The 22,169-nt window shown below is 71.5% G+C and carries 19 protein-coding genes; 10 read left to right on the top strand and 9 right to left on the bottom strand.

All coding sequences use genetic code 11. The annotated features are described in order from the left end of the window. Positions 1 to 91: 91 nt before the first annotated feature. Entirely contained in the window at positions 92 to 1,723 is a 1,632-nt protein-coding gene (locus DEJ02_RS17030; RefSeq protein WP_111033912.1) for a RecQ family ATP-dependent DNA helicase, read from the bottom strand. Positions 1,724 to 1,946: 223 nt separating this feature from the next. Between DEJ02_RS17030 and sucC the strand changes: the two genes are divergently transcribed. The 8 genes from sucC to DEJ02_RS16990 all read left to right on the top strand — a co-directional run bounded on the left by sucC (position 1,947) and on the right by DEJ02_RS16990 (position 13,214). Then, a complete protein-coding gene (gene sucC / locus DEJ02_RS17025) occupies positions 1,947 to 3,116 on the top strand; it encodes an ADP-forming succinate--CoA ligase subunit beta (RefSeq protein ID WP_111024796.1) in 1,170 nt (389 codons plus the stop codon). An 11-nt stretch (positions 3,117 to 3,127) separates the two neighbouring features. Further along, positions 3,128 to 4,015, top strand: a complete 888-nt coding sequence (gene sucD / locus DEJ02_RS17020; RefSeq protein WP_071404667.1) for a succinate--CoA ligase subunit alpha — start codon at positions 3,128 to 3,130, stop codon at positions 4,013 to 4,015. Between the two features lie 141 nt (positions 4,016 to 4,156). Continuing rightward, positions 4,157 to 6,196 (top strand): DUF6350 family protein, encoded by a 2,040-nt coding sequence (locus DEJ02_RS17015; RefSeq protein ID WP_111033911.1) that lies wholly within the window; start codon positions 4,157 to 4,159, stop codon positions 6,194 to 6,196. Positions 6,197 to 6,237: 41 nt separating this feature from the next. Further along, on the top strand, positions 6,238 to 6,831 hold the full coding sequence (gene purN / locus DEJ02_RS17010; protein WP_071404669.1) for a phosphoribosylglycinamide formyltransferase: 594 nt from the start codon (positions 6,238 to 6,240) through the stop codon (positions 6,829 to 6,831). Continuing rightward, entirely contained in the window at positions 6,828 to 8,462 is a 1,635-nt protein-coding gene (purH, locus tag DEJ02_RS17005) for a bifunctional phosphoribosylaminoimidazolecarboxamide formyltransferase/IMP cyclohydrolase (RefSeq protein ID WP_111033910.1), read from the top strand. Before purN ends, purH begins: the two co-directional genes overlap by 4 nt. Positions 8,463 to 9,038: 576 nt before the next feature. Next, positions 9,039 to 10,847, top strand: a complete 1,809-nt coding sequence (locus DEJ02_RS17000; protein ID WP_027466673.1) for an ABC transporter ATP-binding protein — start codon at positions 9,039 to 9,041, stop codon at positions 10,845 to 10,847. 101 nt (positions 10,848 to 10,948) lie between these two features. Then, positions 10,949 to 12,748, top strand: coding sequence for an ABC transporter ATP-binding protein (locus DEJ02_RS16995; protein ID WP_110863292.1), 1,800 nt, complete (start codon positions 10,949 to 10,951; stop codon positions 12,746 to 12,748). 37 nt (positions 12,749 to 12,785) lie between these two features. Continuing rightward, complete coding sequence (locus DEJ02_RS16990; RefSeq protein WP_110863162.1) at positions 12,786 to 13,214, top strand: DUF805 domain-containing protein; 429 nt, start codon at positions 12,786 to 12,788, stop codon at positions 13,212 to 13,214. Positions 13,215 to 13,264: 50 nt separating this feature from the next. Here the strand turns inward: DEJ02_RS16990 and DEJ02_RS16985 are convergent, their stop codons facing one another. The 8 genes from DEJ02_RS16985 to DEJ02_RS16950 form a co-directional block, all read right to left on the bottom strand. Then, positions 13,265 to 13,603: an MGMT family protein gene (locus tag DEJ02_RS16985; protein ID WP_111033909.1), complete on the bottom strand. Its 339-nt coding sequence runs from the start codon at positions 13,601 to 13,603 to the stop codon at positions 13,265 to 13,267. A gap of 29 nt (positions 13,604 to 13,632) precedes the next feature. After that, positions 13,633 to 14,088, bottom strand: a complete 456-nt coding sequence (locus DEJ02_RS16980) for a GNAT family N-acetyltransferase (RefSeq protein ID WP_027466669.1) — start codon at positions 14,086 to 14,088, stop codon at positions 13,633 to 13,635. 104 nt (positions 14,089 to 14,192) lie between these two features. After that, positions 14,193 to 14,942 (bottom strand): SDR family NAD(P)-dependent oxidoreductase, encoded by a 750-nt coding sequence (locus DEJ02_RS16975; protein WP_111033908.1) that lies wholly within the window; start codon positions 14,940 to 14,942, stop codon positions 14,193 to 14,195. After that, on the bottom strand, positions 14,942 to 15,739 hold the full coding sequence (locus DEJ02_RS16970; RefSeq protein ID WP_217499762.1) for an SDR family NAD(P)-dependent oxidoreductase: 798 nt from the start codon (positions 15,737 to 15,739) through the stop codon (positions 14,942 to 14,944). Before DEJ02_RS16970 ends, DEJ02_RS16975 begins: the two co-directional genes overlap by 1 nt. After that, on the bottom strand, positions 15,736 to 17,085 hold the full coding sequence (locus DEJ02_RS16965; protein WP_175330793.1) for an MFS transporter: 1,350 nt from the start codon (positions 17,083 to 17,085) through the stop codon (positions 15,736 to 15,738). The genes DEJ02_RS16970 and DEJ02_RS16965 overlap by 4 nt, the downstream gene beginning before the upstream one ends. An 82-nt stretch (positions 17,086 to 17,167) precedes the next feature. Then, on the bottom strand, positions 17,168 to 18,196 hold the full coding sequence (locus DEJ02_RS16960; protein ID WP_111033907.1) for an asparaginase: 1,029 nt from the start codon (positions 18,194 to 18,196) through the stop codon (positions 17,168 to 17,170). Further along, positions 18,193 to 18,567, bottom strand: coding sequence for a hypothetical protein (locus tag DEJ02_RS16955; protein ID WP_071404676.1), 375 nt, complete (start codon positions 18,565 to 18,567; stop codon positions 18,193 to 18,195). Before DEJ02_RS16955 ends, DEJ02_RS16960 begins: the two co-directional genes overlap by 4 nt. After that, positions 18,567 to 19,469 carry a polysaccharide deacetylase gene (locus DEJ02_RS16950; RefSeq protein ID WP_111024790.1) on the bottom strand — a complete coding sequence of 301 codons (903 nt, stop codon included), beginning with the start codon at positions 19,467 to 19,469 and terminating at the stop codon, positions 18,567 to 18,569. The genes DEJ02_RS16955 and DEJ02_RS16950 overlap by 1 nt, the downstream gene beginning before the upstream one ends. 195 nt (positions 19,470 to 19,664) lie before the next feature. On the opposite strand from DEJ02_RS16950, the gene DEJ02_RS16945 reads away from it, so the two are divergent. Together DEJ02_RS16945 and DEJ02_RS16940 are read left to right on the top strand one after the other, a co-directional pair. Next, on the top strand, positions 19,665 to 20,717 hold the full coding sequence (locus DEJ02_RS16945) for a LacI family DNA-binding transcriptional regulator (RefSeq protein WP_220038398.1): 1,053 nt from the start codon (positions 19,665 to 19,667) through the stop codon (positions 20,715 to 20,717). A gap of 69 nt (positions 20,718 to 20,786) precedes the next feature. Then, a complete protein-coding gene (locus DEJ02_RS16940) occupies positions 20,787 to 22,100 on the top strand; it encodes an ROK family transcriptional regulator (protein WP_111033906.1) in 1,314 nt (437 codons plus the stop codon). Positions 22,101 to 22,169 lie beyond the last annotated feature (69 nt).

The following is a 22,169-nucleotide window of genomic DNA, read 5'->3' as shown; positions in this document are numbered from 1 at the left end:
GGTGGTCGAGCGACCGCGCCTTCCCCGCCCGGGCCGGCCGGACCGTCCGGGCCCGTGCGCCTGGCGCCGGTGCGATTCGTCCGTGCCGCTGTCAGGCGCGTTCGAGCAGGTCGCGTTCCTCGACGTCGGCGAGTGCGAGGGTGCGGTAGCCGGCGGACTCGAAGAACACCGTGATGCGGTCCTCTTCCGTGCTCATCACCACTCCCGTGCCCCACTCGGCGTGTTCGACGCGGGCATCCGGCGGCCACGCGGCGTCGTTCGCGCCGTCGGCGACGTGGGCAGAGGCCTCGCGGGCCGTGCCGGACGAGCAGGTGTCGCAGTTCCCGCACGGCTCCGGCAGCTCGTCGCCGAAGTAGCCGAGCAGGAACTGCCGGCGGCACCCGGTCGTCTCGGCGAGCTGGCGCATCATCGCGATGCGGGACTCCTCGACCCGTTCCCGTTCGGCGGCACGGTCGGCTGTCGCACGTGCCGCACGGTCGGCGTCCTGCGGGCCGTCCGGCACCCGGGAGACACCGTCGACGTCGTCGCGCAGGGCGCCGGCGTCGAGCAGGGCGTTGAGTGCTCGACCGGCAGTGCGGGCCGACAGGCCGGCGGCCTCCACCAGTGCGGAGCGGGCGATCGAACCGTTCGCCGGGACGGCGTCGAACACGGCCCGGACCGAGGCGGGCCGCGGCGAGCCGGACGCGAAGAACGTGCGCAGGCCGAAGTCCTCGGCGCGGTAGTGCAGGGTGGCACCGGCCGGTTCCGCGTCCCGCCCGGCCCGTCCGATCTCCTGGTAGTAGGCGTCGATCGACTCGGGGACGTCGGCGTGCACGACGTACCGGACGTCGGGCTTGTCGATGCCCATGCCGAAGGCACTCGTCGCGACCACCACGTCGACGTCGCCGTCCAGGAACCCGGTGTGCACGGCCTCGCGCTCCGCCACCCGCATGCCGGCGTGGTACGGCTGCGCGCGGCGACCGCGGGCGGCGAGGGCGTCGGCGTACTCCGTCGTCGCCGCGCGGGTGGCGACGTAGACGACGGTCGGCCCGTCGAGCTCGGCGACCTGGTCGACCACGGCCTGGCGCTTCTCGGCGTCCTCGGCGTGCCGGACCACCTCGAGCCGGATGCCGGGACGGTCGAACCCCGAGGCGAGCACGAACGGGTCGCGCATGCCGAGCCGCTCGACGATGTCGTCCCGCACCGGAGCGGAGCCCGTCGCGGTCAGGGCGAGCACCGGCGGGCGGCCCAGGCGCTCCGCGACCTCGCCGAGCGCCAGGTAGTCGGGTCGGAAGTCGTGGCCCCACGACGAGATGCAGTGCGCCTCGTCGACGGCGACCAGCGCGACCCCGGCGTCGCGGAGTCGCTCGAGCACGTCGTCCTTCACCAGCTGCTCGGGGGCCAGGAACACGTAGCCGACCTCGCCCGCGGCGACGGCGTCCCACGCGTCGGCGACGTCCCGTGCCTTCTTCGTGGCGTTCAGGGCGACGGCGCGGGGCGCGTCGGGATGGTGCTCGAGCCCGACCACCTGGTCCTCCTGCAGCGCCACGAGCGGGGAGACGACCACGACGAGGCCGTCCAGCCCGAGGCCGGCGACCTGGTAGATCGCGGACTTCCCCGATCCGGTGGGCATGACCGCCAGGGCGTCGCGGTGTTCGAGCACCGCGTCGATGACGGACTCCTGGTCGGGGCGGAGCTTCCAGCCGAAGACCTCGGTGGCGCGGGTACGGAGTTCGGGTTGCACCGATCCACAGTGCCGAGCGGGAGCTCGGGCCCGTCCCAGCGGTGCGCGCAGCGGCTCATGCGCGTCGGAGCGGACCGGGGCCTGGCATCCGTGCACCGGCCGTCCACCGAGCAGCGCTAGGCTGCGTGGCGGCCGTTGTCTCGACATCGAGCGACCCTCGATGTGGAGTGCGCGACCGGGAAACCGATGCCGATCGCACGAACCGTGCGGGAAGAAGAACAGCGTGGATCTTTTCGAGTATCAGGCCAGGGACCTCTTCGAGTCCTACGGCGTCCCCGTGTTGCAGGGGATCATCGCCGACACCCCCGAGCAGGCGAAGGCGGCGGCCGAGAAGATCGGCGGCGTCGTGGTCGTCAAGGCGCAGGTGAAGGTCGGCGGTCGCGGCAAGGCCGGCGGCGTCAAGGTCGCGAAGACCCCGGACGAGGCGTTCGAGCACGCGCAGGCCATCCTCGGCCTCGACATCAAGGGCCACACCGTCCAGCGCGTCATGGTCGCCCAGGGGGCCGACATCGCCGAGGAGTTCTACTTCTCCGTGCTGCTCGACCGGGCCAACCGCTCCTACCTCTCGCTCACCAGCGTCGAGGGCGGCATGGAGATCGAGCAGCTCGCCGTCGAGAAGCCCGAGGCGCTCGCCCGGGTCGAGGTCGACCCGCTGACGGGCATCGACAAGGCCGCCGCGCTCGAGATCGCTCGGCAGGCGAACTTCCCATCGGAGCTGCAGGACGCCGTCGCCGACGTCTTCGTCAAGCTCTACGACGTCTACAAGGGCGAGGACGCGACCCTCGTCGAGGTGAACCCCCTCGTCCGCACCGGCGACGGCCAGATCCTGGCACTCGACGGCAAGGTCTCGCTCGACGAGAACGCCGACTTCCGCCACGAGGGCCACAAGGACCTCGAGGACACCGCCAGCGAGGACCCGCTCGAGGCCAAGGCGAAGGCCCACGGGCTGAACTACGTCAAGCTCGACGGTCAGGTCGGCGTCATCGGCAACGGCGCGGGGCTCGTCATGTCGACGCTCGACGTCGTCGCCTACGCCGGTGAGCGCCACGGCGGCGTGAAGCCCGCCAACTTCCTCGACATCGGCGGCGGCGCCTCGGCCGAGGTCATGGCCAACGGCCTCGACGTCATCCTCGGCGACCCGCAGGTGAAGAGCGTGTTCGTGAACGTCTTCGGCGGCATCACCGCCTGCGACGCCGTCGCGAACGGCATCGTCGCCGCGCTCGGCATCCTCGGCGACGCGGCCACCAAGCCGCTCGTCGTGCGCCTCGACGGCAACAACGTGGAAGAGGGTCGTCGGATCCTGGCGGAGGCAGCGCACCCGCTCGTCACCGTCGCCGCGACCATGGACGATGCGGCCGAGAAGGCCGCCGAACTCGCCGCCGCAGCGGCCTGAAGGGACTGACCATGTCGATCTTCCTCAACAAGGACTCCAAGGTCATCGTCCAGGGCATCACCGGTGGCGAGGGCACGAAGCACACCGCCCTGATGCTCAAGGCCGGTACGAACGTCGTCGGCGGCGTGAACGCCCGCAAGGCCGGCACCACCGTCACCCACGGCGACGTGTCGCTGCCGGTCTTCGGCTCGGTGCGCGAGGCCATCGACACCACCGGTGCCGACGTCTCGATCGTCTTCGTCCCGCCGGCGTTCGCGAAGGACGCGGTGATGGAGGCCATCGACGCCGAGATCCCGCTCGTCGTCGTCATCACCGAGGGCATCCCCGTGCAGGACTCGGCCGAGTTCTGGGCGCACGCCAAGGCGAAGGGCGGCACGACCCGGATCATCGGGCCGAACTGCCCCGGCATCATCACCCCGGGGGAGTCCCTCGTCGGCATCACCCCGGCGACGATCACCGGCAAGGGCCCGATCGGGCTCGTCTCGAAGTCCGGCACCCTGACCTACCAGATGATGTACGAGCTCCGGGACCTCGGCTTCTCGACCGCCATCGGCATCGGCGGCGACCCGGTCATCGGCACGACGCACATCGACGCGCTCGCCGCGTTCGAGGCCGACCCCGAGACCGAGGCCATCGTGATGATCGGTGAGATCGGCGGCGACGCCGAAGAGCGTGCGGCCGAGTTCATCAAGGCGCACGTCACGAAGCCGGTCGTCGGCTACGTCGCGGGCTTCACCGCTCCCGAGGGCAAGACGATGGGCCACGCCGGCGCGATCGTGTCCGGTTCGGCCGGTACCGCCGAGGCGAAGAAGCAGGCGCTCGAGGCCGCCGGCGTCAAGGTCGGCAAGACGCCGTCCGAGACCGCCGCGCTGCTGCGCGAGGTCGTCGCCGCTCGCTAGCGGCCAGCGCGTTCCGCAAAACACCGGTGTTCGTCGGTTGAACCGCGTCCTGCGCGTGTTCGTCCTGCGAACACCGGTGTTTTGCGTCGGCAGCCGCGCGGCTCCGGGGCGGCCGCGCGAGGGGCACGTATCCTCGCTGCGATGAACCGCCTGGGAACCGCTCTGCTCGCCGCGATCGAGGCGGTCGTGACGGTCGGCGTCGGCATCGGGATCGCCCTCGTGCCCCTGACGCTGCTCTGGGGGTTCGAGTACGGCCTGCAGGTCGACTGGGACGTGTTCTGGAAGGCCACCGGCAGCGTCTGGCTGGTCGGGCACGGCGTCGACGTCTCGTTCCTGCTCGGGTCCGCACTCGCCAAGAGCACCGGGGTCAGCGGCGCAGCCGACCCCATCCACGTGACCCTGGCGGCCCTCGGGTTCGCGGTCGTGACGGCCTGGCTCGGCGCCCGCGCCGGACGTCGGTTCGCGGAGACCGAGCACCGCACCACCGGGCTGCTGGTCGGGACCGCCGTCGTCGCGCTCCTCGGTCTGGCCGTCGCACTGTCGTCGACCTCGGCTGCCACCCGCCCCACGCTCTGGCAGGCCGTGGTGCTGCCGGCGCTCTGGTTCGGGATCCCTGCACTCGCCGCCTCCGAGGTCTGCCGTCGTCGCCGTGACCTGCCCGCCGACGCCGGCACCCAGCGGGTCATCGACCTGGTCGACCGCATCCCCGCCGTCTGGCGGACCGTCGCCGGGTTCGGCCTGCGCGCCGGGACCGCCGCGACCGCCGTGGTCGTCGGGGTTGCCGCGCTGCTGGTCGGTCTACTCCTCTTCACCTCGTTCGCCGAGGTCATCACCCTGTACGAGCAGTCGCACGCCGGGGTCATCGGCGGCGTCGCACTCACCGTCGGACAGCTCGCCTTCCTGCCGGACTTCGTCGGGTGGGCGACCTCGTGGCTGATCGGCCCCGGGTTCGCGATCGGCACCGGGTCGAGCGTGTCCCCGATCGCCACGACCCTGGGCCCGATCCCCGGGCTGCCGGTCTTCGGCGCGCTGCCGACCGCTGGTCACACCTTCGGGCTCGTCTGGATCCTCGTGCCGGTCATCGCCGGGTTCGCGATCGGCGGCTCGATGCGGCCGCGGTTGGTGCGGGCCCTGGGCGCCGCCGACTCCGCGCTGCACCGTGCGATCGGCGGTGTCGTCGCGGGACTCGTGGCCGGGGTGCTCACGGGGCTCATCGCCTGGGTGTCCTCCGGTTCGTTCGGCCCCGGGCGCCTTGCCGACGTCGGTCCGCACGCCCTCGCGGTCGGCGGGTTCGCCGCACTCGAGATCGGCCTGCCGGCGATCATCGCGCTCGCCGCGGGCAGTGACCTGGTCCGGCTGCCGGACCGCGGATGGACGCGAGAGCGCTGGACCGAGGCCGACGAACCCGACGATGCCCACGACACGGCGCGCGCCGGGGTCGACGTCGGCGAGGGTTCGCTGCTCGCCGCGCTCGACCAGGCCGGCGCCGGGCGCACCACCGACGTGCACCGTTTCGTGGTCGAGGAGTCACACGACGGATCGACCGCTGCACGGCCCCGTGCGACGGCCGAACACGCGACCGAGCCGGTCAGCAGCGAGCCCGCCTCCGCACCCGCACGGCCCGCCTCCGCGCCCGCACGACCCGCCTCCGCACCCGCGCCCGTCGCACCGCGTGCCGGCGACACCGACCACGACGTCGAGCTCCCCGACTGGGCGAAGACCGACGCGGTGGCCGCCGACCGCCTGGCCGCTGAGCCCGAACCGGAGCGCCGCAGTGCCGGACGAGCAGCCCTGGGTGGCCTCCGCGACCGCCTGGCCGGTGCGGCCGAGGGCGTCCGGGGACGAGCCGGTGCACTCCGCGACCGCGTGACCGGCTCCGACGCCGAGCCGGAGCAGCCCGGCTCTGAGCGGCCCGCAGCCCAGACAGCCGCGTCCCGCCCCGCACCCGCCCCGGTGCCCACCGACGCGCAGCCCGCGTTCCCGTGGAGCACCGAGGAGTTCGTGGCCGGCCGCGACGACGTGGACGAGACGGCCGAGGCGGACCGCGTGGACGTCGCGCTCGACACCCGAGCGCCCGCGTCGAAGCCGGCGGAGCAGTCCCGCCCGGCGAAGTGGGACGTCACCGACCAGATCCCCGAGGACGAGCTGCCCTGGTGGCGGCAGCCGAAGGACGACCGGTAACAGCGCCCGTCGGGTCCGTGCCTGCCGGTAGGGTTGGTGCCGTGCTCGAACTGGTCGTCCTGATCTCCGGTACCGGGTCGAACCTCCGAGCCCTGCTCGAAGCGACCTTCGACGCCGAGTACCCCGCCCGTGTCGTCGCCATCGGTGCCGACCGTGACGCCGAGGGGCTCGGGCTGGGCGAGGAGTTCTCGATCCCGACCTTCACGGTGCCGTTCACCCGCTACGACTCCCGCGCCGAGTGGGGCCAGGCCCTGGCGGAGCAGATCCGCCCGTGGTCGCCCGACCTGCTCGTCCTCTCCGGCCTGATGCGCCTGCTGCCCCCGGCCGTGGTGTCCGAGTTCGCCCCGGGGATCATCAACACCCACCCGGCGTACCTGCCCGAGTTCCCCGGCGCCCACGGCGTGCGGGACGCCCTGGCCGCCGGGGTCACCGAGACCGGTGCGAGCGTCATCGCGGTCGACGACGGCGTCGACACGGGGCCGATCCTGGCCCAGGAGCGCATCCCGGTGCTGCCGGGGGACACCGAGTCGACGCTGCACGACCGCATCAAGCCGGTCGAGCGCCGCCTGCTCATCCAGACCATCCTCGACATCGCCAACGGCACCACCGACCTGAAGGGCACCCCGAGCGCATGAGCGTGCACGCAGCCGACCCCAGCCTCTACCGCGACCGTGACGTGGTCCCGGTCCGCCGTGCACTCATCTCGGTGAGCGACAAGTCCGGCCTGCTCGAGCTCGCCGGTGCCCTGGCCGACTCCGGGGTCGAGATCGTGTCGACCGGCTCCACCGCCCAGACCATCCGCGACGCGGGCTACGCCGTCACCGACGTCGCGAGCGTCACCGGGTTCCCGGAGTCGCTCGACGGCCGCGTGAAGACGCTGCACCCGTCGGTGCACGCCGGCCTGCTCGCCGATCTGCGGCTCGAGTCGCACGAGCAGCAGCTCGCCGACCTCGACATCGCGCCGTTCGAGCTCGTCGTCGTGAACCTCTACCCGTTCGTCGAGACCGTGGCGTCGGGTGCCGACACCGCGACCGTGGTCGAGAACGTCGACATCGGCGGCCCCGCGATGGTCCGCGCCTCGGCGAAGAACCACCCGAACGTGGCGATCGTCGTCTCCCCGGCGTCCTACCCCGAGGTCGTCGAGGCCGTCCGTGCCGGCGGCACCACGCTCGAGCTCCGGAAGCGCCTCGCCGCCCAGGCCTTCGCGCACACCGCCGCGTACGACACCGCGGTGGCGTCCTACTTCGCGAGCGACGTCGTCACCGCCGCTGCGGCCCCGACGACCGCCGGCGACATCCGGACCCCCGGTGCGTTCGACGAGCACCTGGCGGTCGAGGCCGAGCTGTCGGCGACCCTGCGCTACGGCGAGAACGCGCACCAGGCAGCGGCGCTCTACACGACGTCGGACGGCACCGGCATCGCGCAGGCGACGCAGCTGCACGGCAAGGAGATGTCGTACAACAACTACGTCGACGCCGACGCAGCGGTCCGTGCGGCCTTCGACTTCGACGAGCCCGCCGTCGCGATCATCAAGCACGCCAACCCGTGCGGCATCGCGATCGCCCCGGCCGATTCCGCCGACCCGATCGCCTCGGCCCACGCCGCCGCGCACGCCTGCGACCCGCTCTCGGCGTTCGGCGGGGTCATCGCCGCGAACCGCCCGGTCACCATGGCCATGGCCGAGACCGTGAAGGACATCTTCACCGAGGTCGTCGTCGCCCCCGGGTTCGACCCCGAGGCGCTCGAGATCCTGTCGCGCAAGAAGAACATCCGCCTGCTCACGCTCCCGGCCGACTTCGCGCTCGCCGACCGCGAGGTCAAGCAGATCTCCGGCGGCTTCCTGGTGCAGGACGCCGACCGCTTCACGGGCTTCGACCAGGCCACCTGGACCCTCGTCGCCGGCGAGCCCGCCGACGAGCAGACCCTCGCCGACCTGGCCTTCGCGTGGCGTGCGAGCCGTTCGGTGAAGTCGAACGCCATCCTGCTGGCGAACCAGGGCGCGAGCGTCGGTGTCGGCATGGGCCAGGTCAACCGGGTCGACTCCTGCCACCTCGCGGTGAACCGTGCCGGTGACCGTGCGACCGGCAGCGTCGCGGCGTCGGACGCGTTCTTCCCGTTCGCCGACGGCCTGCAGGTGCTGCTCGACGCCGGTGTCCGTGCGGTGGCGCAGCCCGGTGGCAGCGTCCGCGACGACGAGGTCATCGCCGCGGCGAAGGCCGCCGGCGTCACGATGTACTTCACGAGCGAGCGCCACTTCTTCCACTGATGTGAACAATCGGTGGCGAACCATTGCGCGCCGTGAGTCACTGTGAATAGTCTGTAAGGCTCCGCGGCAGGCAGCCGACGATCCCTCGGGACCGGCGGCACCGCGGACACAACGGTGACGAAGACGACGACTGGAGTGACGATGGACAACATGACCGGAACCGTGGCGACGGCCGCCCGTGCAGGTCTCGTGTCCGTCGTGGGGACCACTCCCGCACGGCGATCCCTGATCGCACCGCGGCCCCGCGCCGCGGCCGCCGTCTAGTCGGGCCGTTCCCACGGCCCCGCGACGCAGCACCACCGGCGTCCGCGAACCACCCGCCTGAACCCGGGGGACGACTGTCCCTCGGTGCCTCCGGCCCGACCGACGTCACGCGAGTGACGGCGGAGACGCGACCACGCGCCCGGCCGATGATCACCACGCAACGCCACACCGAGCCTCCAGGCCGAAGCCGCGCGACGCGAGCAAGCAAGCAGCAAGCAAGCAAGCAAGCAAGCAAGCAAGCAGCAAGCAAGCAGCGAGCACGCACCGCGCAGCGCGACCCGGGGACCCGGCAGACGCATGAGGACGCAACGCATGTCCAAGTCGCCCACCACGGCGCGCCCGTCCACCTTCCGCGCGATCGCGCGGATCTACCCCTACGTGAAGCCCTACCAGGGGCGCCTCATCGGCGGCATGGCCGCAGCGATGGGAGCCTCCCTGGTGGCGCTCGCAATCCCCTACGTGCTGCAGTGGCTCGTCGACGGTCCGCTGTCGTCGCGCGACTCGGCACAGATCTGGCCCGCCGGGCTCGGGGTGCTCGCCCTCGGTGTGCTCGAGGCGTTCTTCATCGCCTCGCGCCGCCGGCTGGTGATGCGCCCCTCGACCCGCATCGAGACCAGCATGCGCAACTCGCTCTACGCGAAGCTGCAGGACCTGCCGGTCGCGTTCCACGACCGCTGGGAGTCCGGGCAGCTGCTGTCCCGTTCCGTGTCGGACCTGTCGCTGATCCGGCGCTGGCTGGCCTTCGGCGTGGTCCTGCTCGTCGTGAACATCGTGACGATCGTCGTCGGCTTCGTCGTGCTGTTCACCTTCGGGTGGATCCTCGGGCTGATCTTCCTGATCGCGTCGATCCCGCTGTGGATCAACGGTCTGCTCTTCGAGCGCCGGTACTCCGCCGTCGCTCGCCGCAGCCAGGACCAGGTCGGTGACCTCGCCACGAGCGTCGAGCAGTCGGTGCACGGCATCCGCGTGCTCAAGGCGTTCGGTCGCGGCGGCGCGAAGCTCGAGGAGTTCAGCGAGCAGGCCGAGGCCCTGCGCGGCACCGAGATCAAGAAGGCGAAGGCCATCGCGGGCATCTGGCTGTGGCTGCTGCTCGTGCCGGACGTCGCGTTCGCGCTGTGCCTGCTCGCCGGCATCTGGCTCGCATCGCAGGGGCAGCTCAGCGTCGGGCAGCTGTTCGCGTTCTTCGCGACGGCGACGGTGCTGCGGTTCCCGATCGAGTCGATCGGCTTCCTGCTCTCGATGACGTTCGACACCCGCACGGCGGTCGACCGCTTCTTCGAGGTCATGGACTCCGAGAACACCATCACGGACCCGGAGCACCCGAAGACGATCGCGGAGCCGCACGGTGCGCTGTCGTTCAACGGCGTGCACTTCCGGTACCAGGACTCCGCACCGCAGTACCCGGACCTGATCAACGGTGTCGAACTGCAGCTGCAGCCGGGCGAGACCATGGCGCTCGTCGGGCTCACCGGCTGCGGCAAGACGACGCTGCTCTCGCTCGTGCCGCGTCTGTACGACGTGACCGGCGGGTCGGTGACGATCGACGGGGTCGACATCCGCGACCTCACCCGCGAGGAGCTGCGCCGGCACGTCGGCGTCGCCTTCGAGGACGCCACCCTGTTCTCGTCGACCGTGCGTGAGAACGTGCTGCTCGGTCGACCGGACGTGCAGGGTGCCGAGGCCGAAGCGCTCATGCGCGAGGCGCTCGACATCGCGCAGGCGTCCTTCGTGGACGACCTGCCCGACGGCGTCGACACCCGGGTCGGTGAAGAGGGGCTGTCGCTGTCCGGTGGGCAGCGCCAGCGTCTGGCGCTCGCCCGCGCGATCGCCGCACGGCCGTCGGTGCTCGTGCTCGACGACCCGCTGTCGGCGCTCGACGTCGACACCGAGGCGCGGGTCGAGGCGGGCCTGCGACGCGTGCTCGCCGACACCACGTCGCTCATCGTGGCGCACCGTCCGTCGACGGTGACGCTGGCCGACCGGGTCGCCCTGATGGAGAACGGCGTCGTCACGGCCGTCGGGACCCACCACGACCTGATGGCCACCAACGAGCACTACCGCTACGTCATCTCGTCGCTCGACGACGACGACGCGACCGCACGACAGGAGGCGATGGCATGAGCCAGCAGACCGACCAGAACCTGCCTGGAGGAACGGCGTCCGTCCCGCAGGAAGCTCCGGACGAGCAGGCTGCCGCCCCCGTCACCGCCTCGATCACCACCATGGGCGTGCGCGGCGAGGAGCGTGAGGACTTCACGAAGGCCGAGAGCAAGCGCCTGCGGCGCCGGTCCCTCGCCCTGCTCGGGTCCCTCGCCGCACCGCTCAAGCTCCGGCTGGTGCTGCTCGGGATCGTGGTCGTGGTCTCGACCGCCGGCACCGTCGCGGGTCCGGCGCTCATCGCGTGGGGCATCGACAACGCCCTGCCCGCGGTGATGGACCAGAACGACTGGGTGCCGGCGTTCGGGGTCGTCGCGACGTACATCGTCGTGGCCGTCCTCGGCGCGGTGCTCACCGCCTGGTACACGGTGCTCGCGGCACGGATCAGCCAGGCGATCCTGTTCGACCTGCGCAAGCGGGTGTTCCTGCACACGCAGCGGCTCTCGCTCGAGTTCCACGAGACCTACACGTCGGGCCGGATCATCTCGCGCCAGACGAGTGACCTCGACTCGATCCGCGAGCTGCTCGACTCCGGGCTGAACCAGCTCATCCAGGGTGTGCTGTACATGGCGTTCACCGCCGTGGCCCTGGTGCTGCTCGACCCGACGTCCGGGCTCGTGCTCGCGGTGTCGCTCGTGCCGCTCTGGTTCCTGATCCGCTGGTTCCAGACGAACTCGCAGACGCTGTTCCGCTCCACCCGTGTCACCTCGGCGCGCGTCATCGTGCACTTCGTCGAGACGATGACGGGCATCCGCGCGGTGCAGGCGTTCCGCAAGGAGTCCCGCAACCGGGACGAGTACGGCGGCTACGTCGAGGACTACCGGGTGGCGAACACGAAAGTGTTCAACCTGTTCGGGACCTTCGACCCCGTGCTCGTGCTCATCGGCAACGCCACGCTCGCCGCGGTCGTCATCGTCGGCGGCTTCCGGATCGTCGGCGGGACGCTCGAGGTCGGTGCGCTGCTCGCGGTCGCGCTGTACGCCAAGCGCTTCTTCGACCCGGCGCAGGAACTCGCGATGTTCTACAACGGGTACCAGTCGGCCTCGGCGGCGATGGAGAAGATCTCCGGTGTCCTCGAGGAACGGCCGAGCGTGCCGGACCCCGTGAAGCCCACCCGCCTGGCGGACGCCACCGGGAAGATGGACTTCGACGACGTCGTCTTCGCCTACAACAAGGGCAAGGTCGTGCTGCCGGAGTTCGACCTGCACATCCCGTCGGGGCAGACGATCGCCCTCGTCGGGTCCACCGGTGCCGGTAAGTCGACGCTCGCCAAGCTCATGGCGCGCTTCTACGACCCGACCCAGGGCTCGGTCAAGCTCGACGGTGTGGACCTGCGCGACCTCGACACGAAGGACATGCGCCGCGCGATCGTCATGGTCACGCAAGAGGCGTACCTGTTCTCCGGCACCGTCGCGGACAACATCGCGCTCGGCAAGCCCGGTGCGTCGCGTGAGGAGATCGAGGCGTCGGCCAAGGCCGTCGGCGCGCACGAGTTCATCATGGCGCTGCCCGACGGGTACGACACCGACGTGAACAAGCGCGGTGGCCGTGTCTCGGCGGGTCAGCGGCAGCTGCTCTCGTTCGCGCGGGCGTTCATCGCGGACCCGAAGGTGCTCATCCTCGACGAGGCCACGGCGTCGCTCGACATCCCCTCGGAGCGACTCGTGCAGGAGGGCCTGGAGACCCTGCTCGCCGACCGCACCGCGGTGATCATCGCGCACCGACTGTCCACCGTCGCGATCGCCCACCGGGTGCTCGTGATGGAACACGGCCGGATCGTCGAGGACGGCACCCCCGCCGACCTCATCGCCGGCACCGGGCGGTTCGCCCAGCTGCACGCGGCCTGGCGCGACTCGCTCGTCTAGGCCCCGGTCGGGCTGCACCACGTGGTTGGCTTGCTCCATGAGCAACGACAGCGTGGTGCAGCCCGGCGGCGTCGCCCTGCACGACCCCTTCTACGGTGCCCCCTTCACCGAGGCCGTCCGACGGTTCTGGCGGAAGTACACCGTGTTCACCGGACGGGCATCGCGCGCCGAGTTCTGGTGGTGGTGGCTGACGTCGTTCGCGATCGGGCTCGTGCTGCAGCTCGTGCCGCAGGTGTTCACGCCGGACACCCCGGTGCTCGAGAACCCCGTCGGCTCGTACCTGTTCATGCTGTGGGTGCTCGCGACGCTCATCGGCTCCCTCGCCCTCGGCGCCCGACGACTGCACGACGCCAACCTGTCCGGCTTCTGGCAGTTCCTGCACGTGCTGCCGGGCCTCGGCTCACTGATCGTGTACGTGCTGTGCCTGCTGCCCGCGAACCCGAAGGGTGCGCGTTTCGACCGCTGACGGTGGACCCTGACGGTGCACCCTGGCGGGCCGACCTGCGCGGCCGGGGATCAGAACGGGTCGTCCGCGTCCGTGGCGAGTGACCAGCGCGCACGACGCATGTCGAGCCTCCAGGCCGTCGTCCCCTGCGCGAGCGGCGTCCCCTCGACGCGGTAGTGCTCGAGCGCCCGGGCCTCGTGGTGCAGCGGCGGGTGCCCACCCGCGCGCACCACGCGCCACCACGGCAGGTCGGCGCCCTCGTGCGCCATCACCTTGCCGACGGCACGCGACGCCCGCGACCCGAGGGCTGCGGCGACGTCGCCGTACGTCATGACGTGACCCGGCGGGATCATCCGCACCACCTCGGCGACGGCGGCGCCGAAGTCGACGGGGGCGTCGTCGGATGCCACGTCGTCGGAGCGTACGTCGTCGGGGAACGCTAGAGCGTCAGGACCGCGAAGTGGTCGCCGTACTGGGTCTCGCGCACGACCTCGAAGCCCACGGCGCGGAAGAACGCCTCGGGGCTGTCGTCGCCGCCCGGCTCGTACACGACCGTCAGCCGCTCGAACCCGCGGCTGCGCGCTTCGTCCGCCAGACCGTGCACGGCGAAGCGACCGACGCCCCGGCCCTGTGCGCTCGCCGCCACGTTGACGCGCCAGATGCAGCTGCGCAGCTCTTCCTGCGCGTTGTCGGCGTCGAACGAACCGATGATCAGGCCGAGGACCTCGTCGTCGTCGAGGACGACACGGGTCCACGCGGAGCTCGGCTTGACGTCGGACTCGGCGACCCCGTAGGTGGTCGGCTGCACGAACTGTTCCTGGCCCGGCTTGAGCGTCAGGGAGTTGGCCGCGGCAGCGGTCTTCGCGGAGAGTTCTTCCAGGCGCAGGTCGGACATGCGGCCAGGCTAACGGTGCAGACCCTGCGGAAGCCAGTGACGACGGCAGACCGAGACCGCACCGTTGCCGCGGCGGAACCGGGCGGCCGACCGGCGTGTGGTGCTCACGGCATGACGTCACCCGAGTTCGGGCCGAGCGTCTGCCCGGTGTACAGGTCGCCCGCTGGCGACGACGCGAGCAGCAGCGCGGTCGGAGCGACCTCGGCGGGGACCCCGAAACGTCCGATCGGGAGCTCCGCGGCCTTGTCCGTCCGCCACTGCTCCGTCATCCGGTCCGTCATCGGCGACACGATCGGGCCGGGTGCGATCGCGTTGACGAGCACGCCCCGTCCGCTCCACTCGATCGCGGCGCTCTTCGTCAGCGCGATGACGCCGGCCTTCGCGGCCGCGTAGTGCGCGACCTCGGAGCCGCCCTTGATCGCCAGCTGGGAGGCGAGGTTGATGATGCGCCCGTGCCCGTCGCGGAGCATCCGCCGACCGACTGCTCGCATCACCAGGAAGACCCCGGTCAGGTCGATCGCCATGACGCGCGCCCAGTCCGCCGTGGTGAGCTCCTCGAGCGGGGCCTGCGTGAGCACGCCGGCGGCGTTCACCAGGACCTGGATCCCGCCGGACTCCTCGTCGACCGACGCCACGGCGGCCTCGACCCCGTCCTCATCCGTGACGTCGAGCACGATGGTCCGGACGCCCAGCCGCTCGGCGAGGTCCGCCAGGCCGTCGGCGTCGAGGTCCGCGGCGACGACCCGCGCTCCGGCGGCGACGAAGGTCTCCACGATCGCGAGACCGATGCCGCTCGCGCCACCCGTCACCAGGGCGGTCGTCCCGGTGAGGTCGAACACCGTCCCGTCGCTCATCAGTCGGCCATCAGGATGGTCAGGCCACCGTCGACGACGAGTTCCTGCCCGGTGACGTAGCGCGCCTCGTGGCTGAGCAGGAACCGGATCGCCGCGGCTGCTTCGTCGGCGTGGCCGACACGACCCCACGGGATCCGCGCACCCGCGGCGGCGAGGCCTGCCGGGCCGAGCGAGTTCTGGGCGTCCGAGGACTGTGGGGTCTCGATGAGCCCCGGGACGATGGTGTTCACCCGGATCCCGCGCGGTGCCAGCTCGGCTGCCGCACTCCGGGCGAGGCCGATCACCGCCGCCTTGCACGCGGCGTAGTGGCTGTGTGCGACCCAGCCGTACACCCCGCCCGCGATCGAGGACACGGCCACCATCGACCCGCCCCGGTCGAGGTGCCGGGCACCGGCCCGGAGCGTGCGCATCACACCGTGCAGGTCCACCTGCAGGATGTCGTCCCACGCCGCGTCGGTCATGGTGTCGAGCGGCTGCCGACGGAGGACCCCCGCTCCCGCCACCACGTGGTCGACGCGACCCCAGCGGTCGACGGCCGCCTGGAACACGGCGTCGACGTCCTCGGTGCTGCGGACGTCCGCGGTGACCGTCAGCGCACTGCCCCCGGCGGCCTCGACGGCGTCGACGACGGGTGCGGGATCGTGCGGGTCACCCGCGAACACGGGGATGACGATGTTCGCGCCGTACTCGGCGAGCTGCACGGCGAGGGCCGCGCCGATCCCGCTCGCGGCGCCGGTGATGACGACCACGCTGCCCGAGAACTCGGAGTACACGCCGGTCGGTGTCGTGGCGCTCAATGGTCGATCACCGCCACGCGCTTCGTGCCGAGCATGATCAGACCGGAGAGGACCATGCCGCCCGCACCGACGATGAGGGCGGCCGGGCCGAGCCCGATGCTCCCGGCGACGAGGGCCGTCAGCACAGCCGAGCCGATGATGGTGCCGGGCTGGCCCATCGCGGTGACGAACGCGGACCCGGTGGCGCGGCAGCTCGAGTCGAAGCACTCCGCCTGCAGGAAGAGCAGCGACGCGTACGGTCCGAGCAGGAAGAACAGCGTCAGCATGTACGTGACCAGGACGTAGCCGAAGTCGTCCGGACCGAGCACGAAGAGGGTCCAGCAGACACCCGCGAGCACCCAGCCCACGACGATCGTGGTCTTGCGGCCGATGATGTCGCCGAGCCAGCCGTGGAACAGGTAGCCGGCGGCGCCGACCACGTTCGACAGCACGATGATGAGCAGCGACATGCTCGCGTCGACACCCTTGACGCCCTCGAGCATCGTCGTCCCGAGCACGCTCGTGGTGGTGATGCCGAAGTAGTTCACGATCCACGCGATCGAGAGCACGACGGTGTTGCGTGCGTACCGTCGGCCGAAGATCGCCCGCAGCGGGTTCGGACCCTCGTCGACGATGCCGAAGCGGGCGGCGACCTCGGTGGCTTCCTCGGTGCGACCGGACTTCCGCAGCTGCCGCAGGTACGTGTTCAGACGGTGCTGCGGCGTCTCCTTGATGCCCTTGCGCAGGAACAGCACGAACAGCGCCGGAACGGTGGCGATGAGGAACGCGAGCCGCCAGGACTCCTGTCCGAACAGCCCGTTGATGCCGGCGATGAACGCGGCGGCGAGGAGCGCGCCGATCGGCCACCCGGTCTGGACGAGGCTGTAGAAGAAGCCGCGACGCTTCTTGACGCCCTCGAGCTCGGTGAGCGCGAAGACCTCGTTGAGGTAGGTGGAGTTGACCGACTGCTCGGCCATCCCGAAGCCGCTCAGGGCCCGGAAGCCGACGAGCGAGGCGACCCCCGTCGACGCCGCCGTCAGCAGCGACGACAGGGCCGCGCCGCCGATCGTGATCATCATGCCGCGGCGCCGGCCGAGTCGGTCCACGAACAGACCGACGAGGACGACGACGACGAAGACACCGACGCTCACGAGGGTGTTCGCGAGCAGGGCGGTCTGTTCGTTCCACCCGAAGTCCTCGGCGATGCGGGGGAGGAGCGTGCCGAACATGATGAAGTCGTAGACGGCGAGGGTCCAGGCGAAGAACGCCAGGGTCGCGCCGCGCTTGGTCTCCTTCGGCCCGATCGTCGGGAACGTCCCGGTGGCGAGCTCGAGGTCCTCGGGCTCGTGGATGGTCGTGGTGGACATGGTCTTCCTCTCGGTACGGCGGTGCGGCGCTGCGACGGTGTCGCGGCGCGGGCTGACGGGCGGAGGCGGAGCGTCGGTGCGGTCAGGGGTGGCCGGTCGGGGGAGAGCCCCGGCCGTGCGCGGCGAACGCCGCGTGGATGCGGGCGTCCGGGGCGTCGAGGGCGAGCAGGGCAGCCAGCAGGAGACGCGCCTTGAGGCCGTCGAGGTTGCCGGCGGGGACGAGTCCGGCGCCGAGCAGGTCGATCTCGCCGCCCGCGAAGCCGTACGTCGTCGTGAGCGTCGCACCGGCGCCGGTCCGCGACGCCAGCACGACCGGCATCTGCGCGGCGAGGGCGCGGACGGCGTCGACCGTGCGCTCGGCGACGTGCCCGCCACCGAAGCCCTCGATGACCGCGCCGCGGTACCCGAGTCCGTCCAGGGTCGACAGGACCCGGCCGTCGTCGGCGAGGGTGACCCGCTGCAGGGCCACCGGTGGCAGCGGTGCGACGTGTGTGGTGAGCGCGGGCGCTCGGGACGCCGGAGCGTGGAAGACGGGCGAGCCCTCGGTGACCCGTCCGAGCGGACCGGAACCCGGTGAGGCGAAGGCACCGGTCGACGAAGTGTGCGTCTTGCGGACCGTCCCGGCGGCGTGCACCTCGTCGTCGAGCACGACGAGGACACCGCGTCCCGCTGCTGCCGGTGCCGCGGCCACGCACACGGCCGCCAGCAGGTTCGCCGGACCGTCCGCACCGGGCGAGGACGCGTGGCGCATCGCTCCGGTGACGACGAGGGGCTCGGGGCGGTCCCACGCGAGGTCGAGCAGGTACGCGGTCTCCTCGATGGTGTCCGTGCCCTGCGACAGCACGACGCCCGAGGCTCCGGAGCCGACGGCGTCCCGCGCGGCGTCGAGCGCGCGCTGCACGTCGTCGAAGTCGAGCGAGGGCGAGGGCACCATGCCGAGCTGGCGGGCCTCGACCCGTGCGATCTGCGCGATGGCCGGCACACCGGCGAGGAGGTCGCGGGCTGCGATCCGCGGGACGGCGCCGCAGTCGCGCGGATCGCCCGAGGTGACGCTCGCGATGGTCCCGCCGAGGGCGAGGTACACGATCCGGGGGAGCGTGGGGCCCGTCACGGCAGGGTGTCCCTTCGCCGATCGACCGCGCGGGCGAGGCTGCGGTGTTCCCAGTCGGTGTCGTCACGCGGGTCGGCCCTGCGGACGCGGGTGGCGACGGCCGACCAGTCCGTGCGCCCGGCTCCGACCTGTTCGACCGCGTCCAGGACCCCGTCGACGCCCTGGGCCACGACGCGCTTGCCGGTCGGCCCGACGATCACGAGCCGCACGGTGCCCGGGACCTCGTGGACGCGGATCCGATCGTCCGCGAAGAGCCGGGTCGCCCAGGCGGCCAGCCGGAGCTGCGCCCGCTTGCGCGCCGCGGGGGTGTCCTCGACACCGGCGGCGTACCAGTCACGGTGCCCGCCGTTGCCGCCACATCCGCCGCACATCAGTACTCGCGTGGACGCTCGGGCTGCGCGAACGGGAAGCGGACGCGGAAGTCGTCGGCGATCTCGTTCATCGTGACGAACCGGACGCCCTCGTGGCCCCCGATGTACTCGATGAGCCGCTCGATCATGAGCAGGACCTGCGGCCGGCCGGAGACGTCGGGGTGGATCGTGATCGGGAAGACGGCGTAGTCGAGTTCGCGGTACACCCAGTCGAACTGGTCCTTCCACATCTGCTCGACGTCGCGCGGGTTGACGAAGCCGTGGCTGTTCGGGCTCGACTTGATGAACATCATCGGGGGCAGGTCGTCGACGTACCAGTTCGCCGCGATCTCGACGAGGTCGATCTCGCTCCCGTGGACGAGCGGCGTCATCCACGTGTGCGGGTCCTGCGAGTAGTCGATCGGTGTCCACTGGTCGCCGACGATCGAGTAGTAGGGGACGAAGTCCTTGTGCTGCTGACTGTGGTCGTAGCTGAACCCGAACTTCTCCAGGAGCGTCGGCGTGTAGCTGCTCAGTTCCCACCACGGCGCGACGTAGCCCGTCGGCTGCTGACCCGTGAGTCGCGTGATCAGCTCGACCGAGCGCTCCATCACCGCGTCCTCCTGCGCCTCGGTCATCGCCACGGGGTTCTCGTGGCTGTACCCGTGCGCACCGATCTCGTGGCCGGCGTCGAACAGGGCCTTGCACTGGTCCGGGAAGGTCTCGAGCGAGTGGCCGGGGATGAACCAGGTCGCCGCGATGTCGGCGCGGTCGAACACCTTCTGCAAACGGGGGACGCCGGTCCGTCCGGCGAAGATCCCGCGCTGGATGTCCGAGGGGGAATCCGCCCCTCCGTAGGAGCCGAGCCAGCCTGCGACCGCGTCGATGTCGACGCCGAAGGACACGAAGATCTCTTTCACCATGGGACACCGTCTCTCGTCGTTGCTGCAATTCGTGCAATCGTTTGCATTGACCGGAATCCTGACAGTCGACTGTTTCGATCGACGTCCAACCTTGTAACCAGTGTGTTTCGGCTCGTCCGGGCTGTCGTCGGGCGAGGCGTCCGCAAACGTTCGCGCCGTCCGGTGTGACGACGATCTGTCACCTAGACTCGACGGATGGGCAGTGCAAGCGACGACCCGGCCGGACACGGTCAGCAGGATCGTCGTGGTGACGTGAACCTCCAGGCCATCGCCGCGCTCGCCGGCGTGCACATCTCGACGGCGTCGCGCGTGCTCCGACAGGCGGAGCCGACCAAGGGGTGGAGCGCCTCGGCACAGCGGGTGATCGCGGCGGCGGCCGAGCTCGGGTACCGCCCCAACCGGCTCGCAGCATCGCTCCGGACCCGGCGGTCGAACACCATCGGCGTCGTGATGCCACGGCTCGCCGACACGGTCATCGCGACGATCTGCCAGTCCGTCGAGTCGGCCGCCCGATCTGCCGGGTACCAGCTGTTGCTCACGACGCCCCCGGACGACATGGGCGCGCAACTGGACGCGGTCGACTTCCTGCTCTCTCGACAGGTCGACGGCCTCATCGTCAGCTCGCTCCACCTGTCGTCCCCGAACCCTCGGCTGATGGACCTCCCCGTGCCGGTCATCGCGACGAACCGCCACCCCGGGGACTGGATGCCCGCCGTGGTCGGTGACGACGTCGAGGGCGGCCGGATGGCCACGGAACACCTGCTCGCGCTGGGGCACCGCCGCATCGGCGTCATCGCGGGTCCGCGCCACGCCAGCACCGCCGTGGAGCGGGTGGCCGGGTTCCGCCTGGCGCACGAGCAGCGGGACCTCGCCGTCGACGACGCGCTCGTCGTCCACAGCGACTTCGAGGTCGAGGGAGGCGTCGTCGGCGCGCACACGCTGCTCTCGCTGTCGGACCCACCGACCGCGATCTTCGCCGTCAACGACACCGCGGCGATCGGCGTGATGGGCGCCGCACGGCAACGCGGCCTCCGCGTGCCCGACGACCTGTCGATCGTCGGCTACAACGACATCTCGGTCGTGGCGCAGCTGCCCACGCCCATGACGACCGTGCACTCACCGACCGCGCTGATGGGCACCGTGGCCGTGGAGCGGCTGCTCGCGGCGATCGGCGACGGGGCACTGCAGGGGGCGACGCTCCCGGTCTCCCTCGTGGTGCGGTCGTCGACCGGACGTCCGGCGGGCTGATCCAGGACAGGGCGCTCTGACCGGACCACGCGAGCGGGTGCCCGAGCGGCGTCGCGGTATGGTCGCGGCATGGCAGAGCATCGACGCGGAGCGAACCTCCCGTCGATCGGCGGGTTCAACCGCACCGTGGTCCTGGACGCCGTCCGCCGCTCGCCCGACGGCCTGAGTCGCGTCGAACTCGCCGCCCGCACCGGCCTGAGCGCGCAGACCGTGTCGAACGTCACCCGGTTCCTGATCGAGGCCGGCATGATCGTCGAGTCCGGCACCGTCGTGTCCGGCCGCGGCAAGCCCCGCACCATCCTGCGGCTCGAACCGGGCAGCCGGTACGCGGTGGGCGTGCACGTCGACCCGGCCGTCGTCACCTACGTGCTGCTCGACCTCGCCGGCACCGTCGTCGCCGCGTCCACGACCTCGACCCCCACCGCCGACGACCCGTCCGAGGTGGTGCGCACGATCGCCTCGGCCGTCGACGGGCTCGTCGCCGACGCCGGGGTGGCCGTCGACAGCGTGCTCGGCGTCGGGATCGCGAGCCCCGGCCCCATCGACGTCGAGGCGGGCATCGTGGTCGACCCGCCGTTCCTGCCCCGGTGGCGGGACGTGCCGCTGCGCGATGCGCTCGCCGAGGCCACCGGCTACCCGGTCCTGCTCGAGAAGGACGTCACGGCCGCCGCGGTCGGCGAGATGTTCCTGGCGGGGGAGTCCTCGGCCCGGAACTTCGCGTTCGTGTACTTCGGCACCGGGTTCGGCGTCGGGCTCGTCGTCGACCACGAACCCGTGCGCGGGGTGGGGTCGAACGCGGGTGACGCCGGGCACATCATGGTCGACCAGGGGTCCCTCGCGGGCACCCCGGACGGCTCGGGCACGCGCGGCGAGGTCGGTGCAGCCGTCGCGCCGGACCGGCTGGTGCGTGTCGCGCGGTCGCGGGGGCTGGCGTTGTCGGGCGGCGGCGCGGTCGCCGAGGCGGATGCTGGTGCAGATGCCACAGATGCCACCGATGCCACCGATGCCACCGACGCCGCCGATGTCGACGCCGTGAACGCCGCGTGGGACGAGCTCGCCGCGGCCATCGCGGACGGGGACGACACCGCCGTCACGCTCGCGGCCGATGCCGGCACCGTCATGGGCAACGCCGTCGTCCTCATCGTGAACCTGCTCGACATCGACCGCGTGGTGTTCGGCGGACCGTTCTGGTCACGCATCGCGAGCGCTGCCCTGCCGGCTGCGCGGACCGCCATCGTCGGGTCGCCGCTGCTCGTGCCGAAGCACGCCGTGCAGGTGGTGGAGAGCGATCGCGGTGCCGACGTCGCCGCCGTGGGCGCCGCCTGCCTGGTGCTCGACGCCGCGCTCTCGCCGCGGGCCAGCACCCTGCTCATCCGGCGCTGACGGCGCGGGCGCCGTCGCCCGGTGGCCTGCCCGGCCGGAGCACGCCGCCCCGGCCCGCTACGCTGCGAT

The sequence above is a fragment of the Curtobacterium sp. MCLR17_042 genome, from assembly GCF_003234695.1.
GTDB classification, from domain to species: domain Bacteria; phylum Actinomycetota; class Actinomycetes; order Actinomycetales; family Microbacteriaceae; genus Curtobacterium; species Curtobacterium flaccumfaciens.
Note: the sequence above shows the minus strand (reverse complement) of the source record. Positions and strands in the feature narration are given on the sequence as shown.

Excerpts from the sequence above, each read along its gene's own strand:
- sucD (WP_071404667.1), top strand. The coding sequence starts at position 3,128 with ATGTCGATCTTCCTCAACAAGGACTCCAAGGTCATCGTCCAGGGCATC.
- DEJ02_RS17015 (WP_111033911.1), top strand. The coding sequence starts at position 4,157 with ATGAACCGCCTGGGAACCGCTCTGCTCGCCGCGATCGAGGCGGTCGTG.
- purH (WP_111033910.1), top strand. The coding sequence starts at position 6,828 with ATGAGCGTGCACGCAGCCGACCCCAGCCTCTACCGCGACCGTGACGTG.
- DEJ02_RS17000 (WP_027466673.1), top strand. The coding sequence starts at position 9,039 with ATGTCCAAGTCGCCCACCACGGCGCGCCCGTCCACCTTCCGCGCGATC.
- DEJ02_RS16995 (WP_110863292.1), top strand. The coding sequence starts at position 10,949 with ATGGGCGTGCGCGGCGAGGAGCGTGAGGACTTCACGAAGGCCGAGAGC.
- DEJ02_RS16990 (WP_110863162.1), top strand. The coding sequence starts at position 12,786 with ATGAGCAACGACAGCGTGGTGCAGCCCGGCGGCGTCGCCCTGCACGAC.
- DEJ02_RS16980 (WP_027466669.1), bottom strand. The coding sequence starts at position 14,088 with ATGTCCGACCTGCGCCTGGAAGAACTCTCCGCGAAGACCGCTGCCGCG.
- DEJ02_RS16975 (WP_111033908.1), bottom strand. The coding sequence starts at position 14,942 with ATGAGCGACGGGACGGTGTTCGACCTCACCGGGACGACCGCCCTGGTG.
- DEJ02_RS16965 (WP_175330793.1), bottom strand. The coding sequence starts at position 17,085 with ATGTCCACCACGACCATCCACGAGCCCGAGGACCTCGAGCTCGCCACC.
- DEJ02_RS16955 (WP_071404676.1), bottom strand. The coding sequence starts at position 18,567 with ATGTGCGGCGGATGTGGCGGCAACGGCGGGCACCGTGACTGGTACGCC.
- DEJ02_RS16950 (WP_111024790.1), bottom strand. The coding sequence starts at position 19,469 with ATGGTGAAAGAGATCTTCGTGTCCTTCGGCGTCGACATCGACGCGGTC.
- DEJ02_RS16945 (WP_220038398.1), top strand. The coding sequence starts at position 19,665 with ATGGGCAGTGCAAGCGACGACCCGGCCGGACACGGTCAGCAGGATCGT.
- DEJ02_RS16940 (WP_111033906.1), top strand. The coding sequence starts at position 20,787 with ATGGCAGAGCATCGACGCGGAGCGAACCTCCCGTCGATCGGCGGGTTC.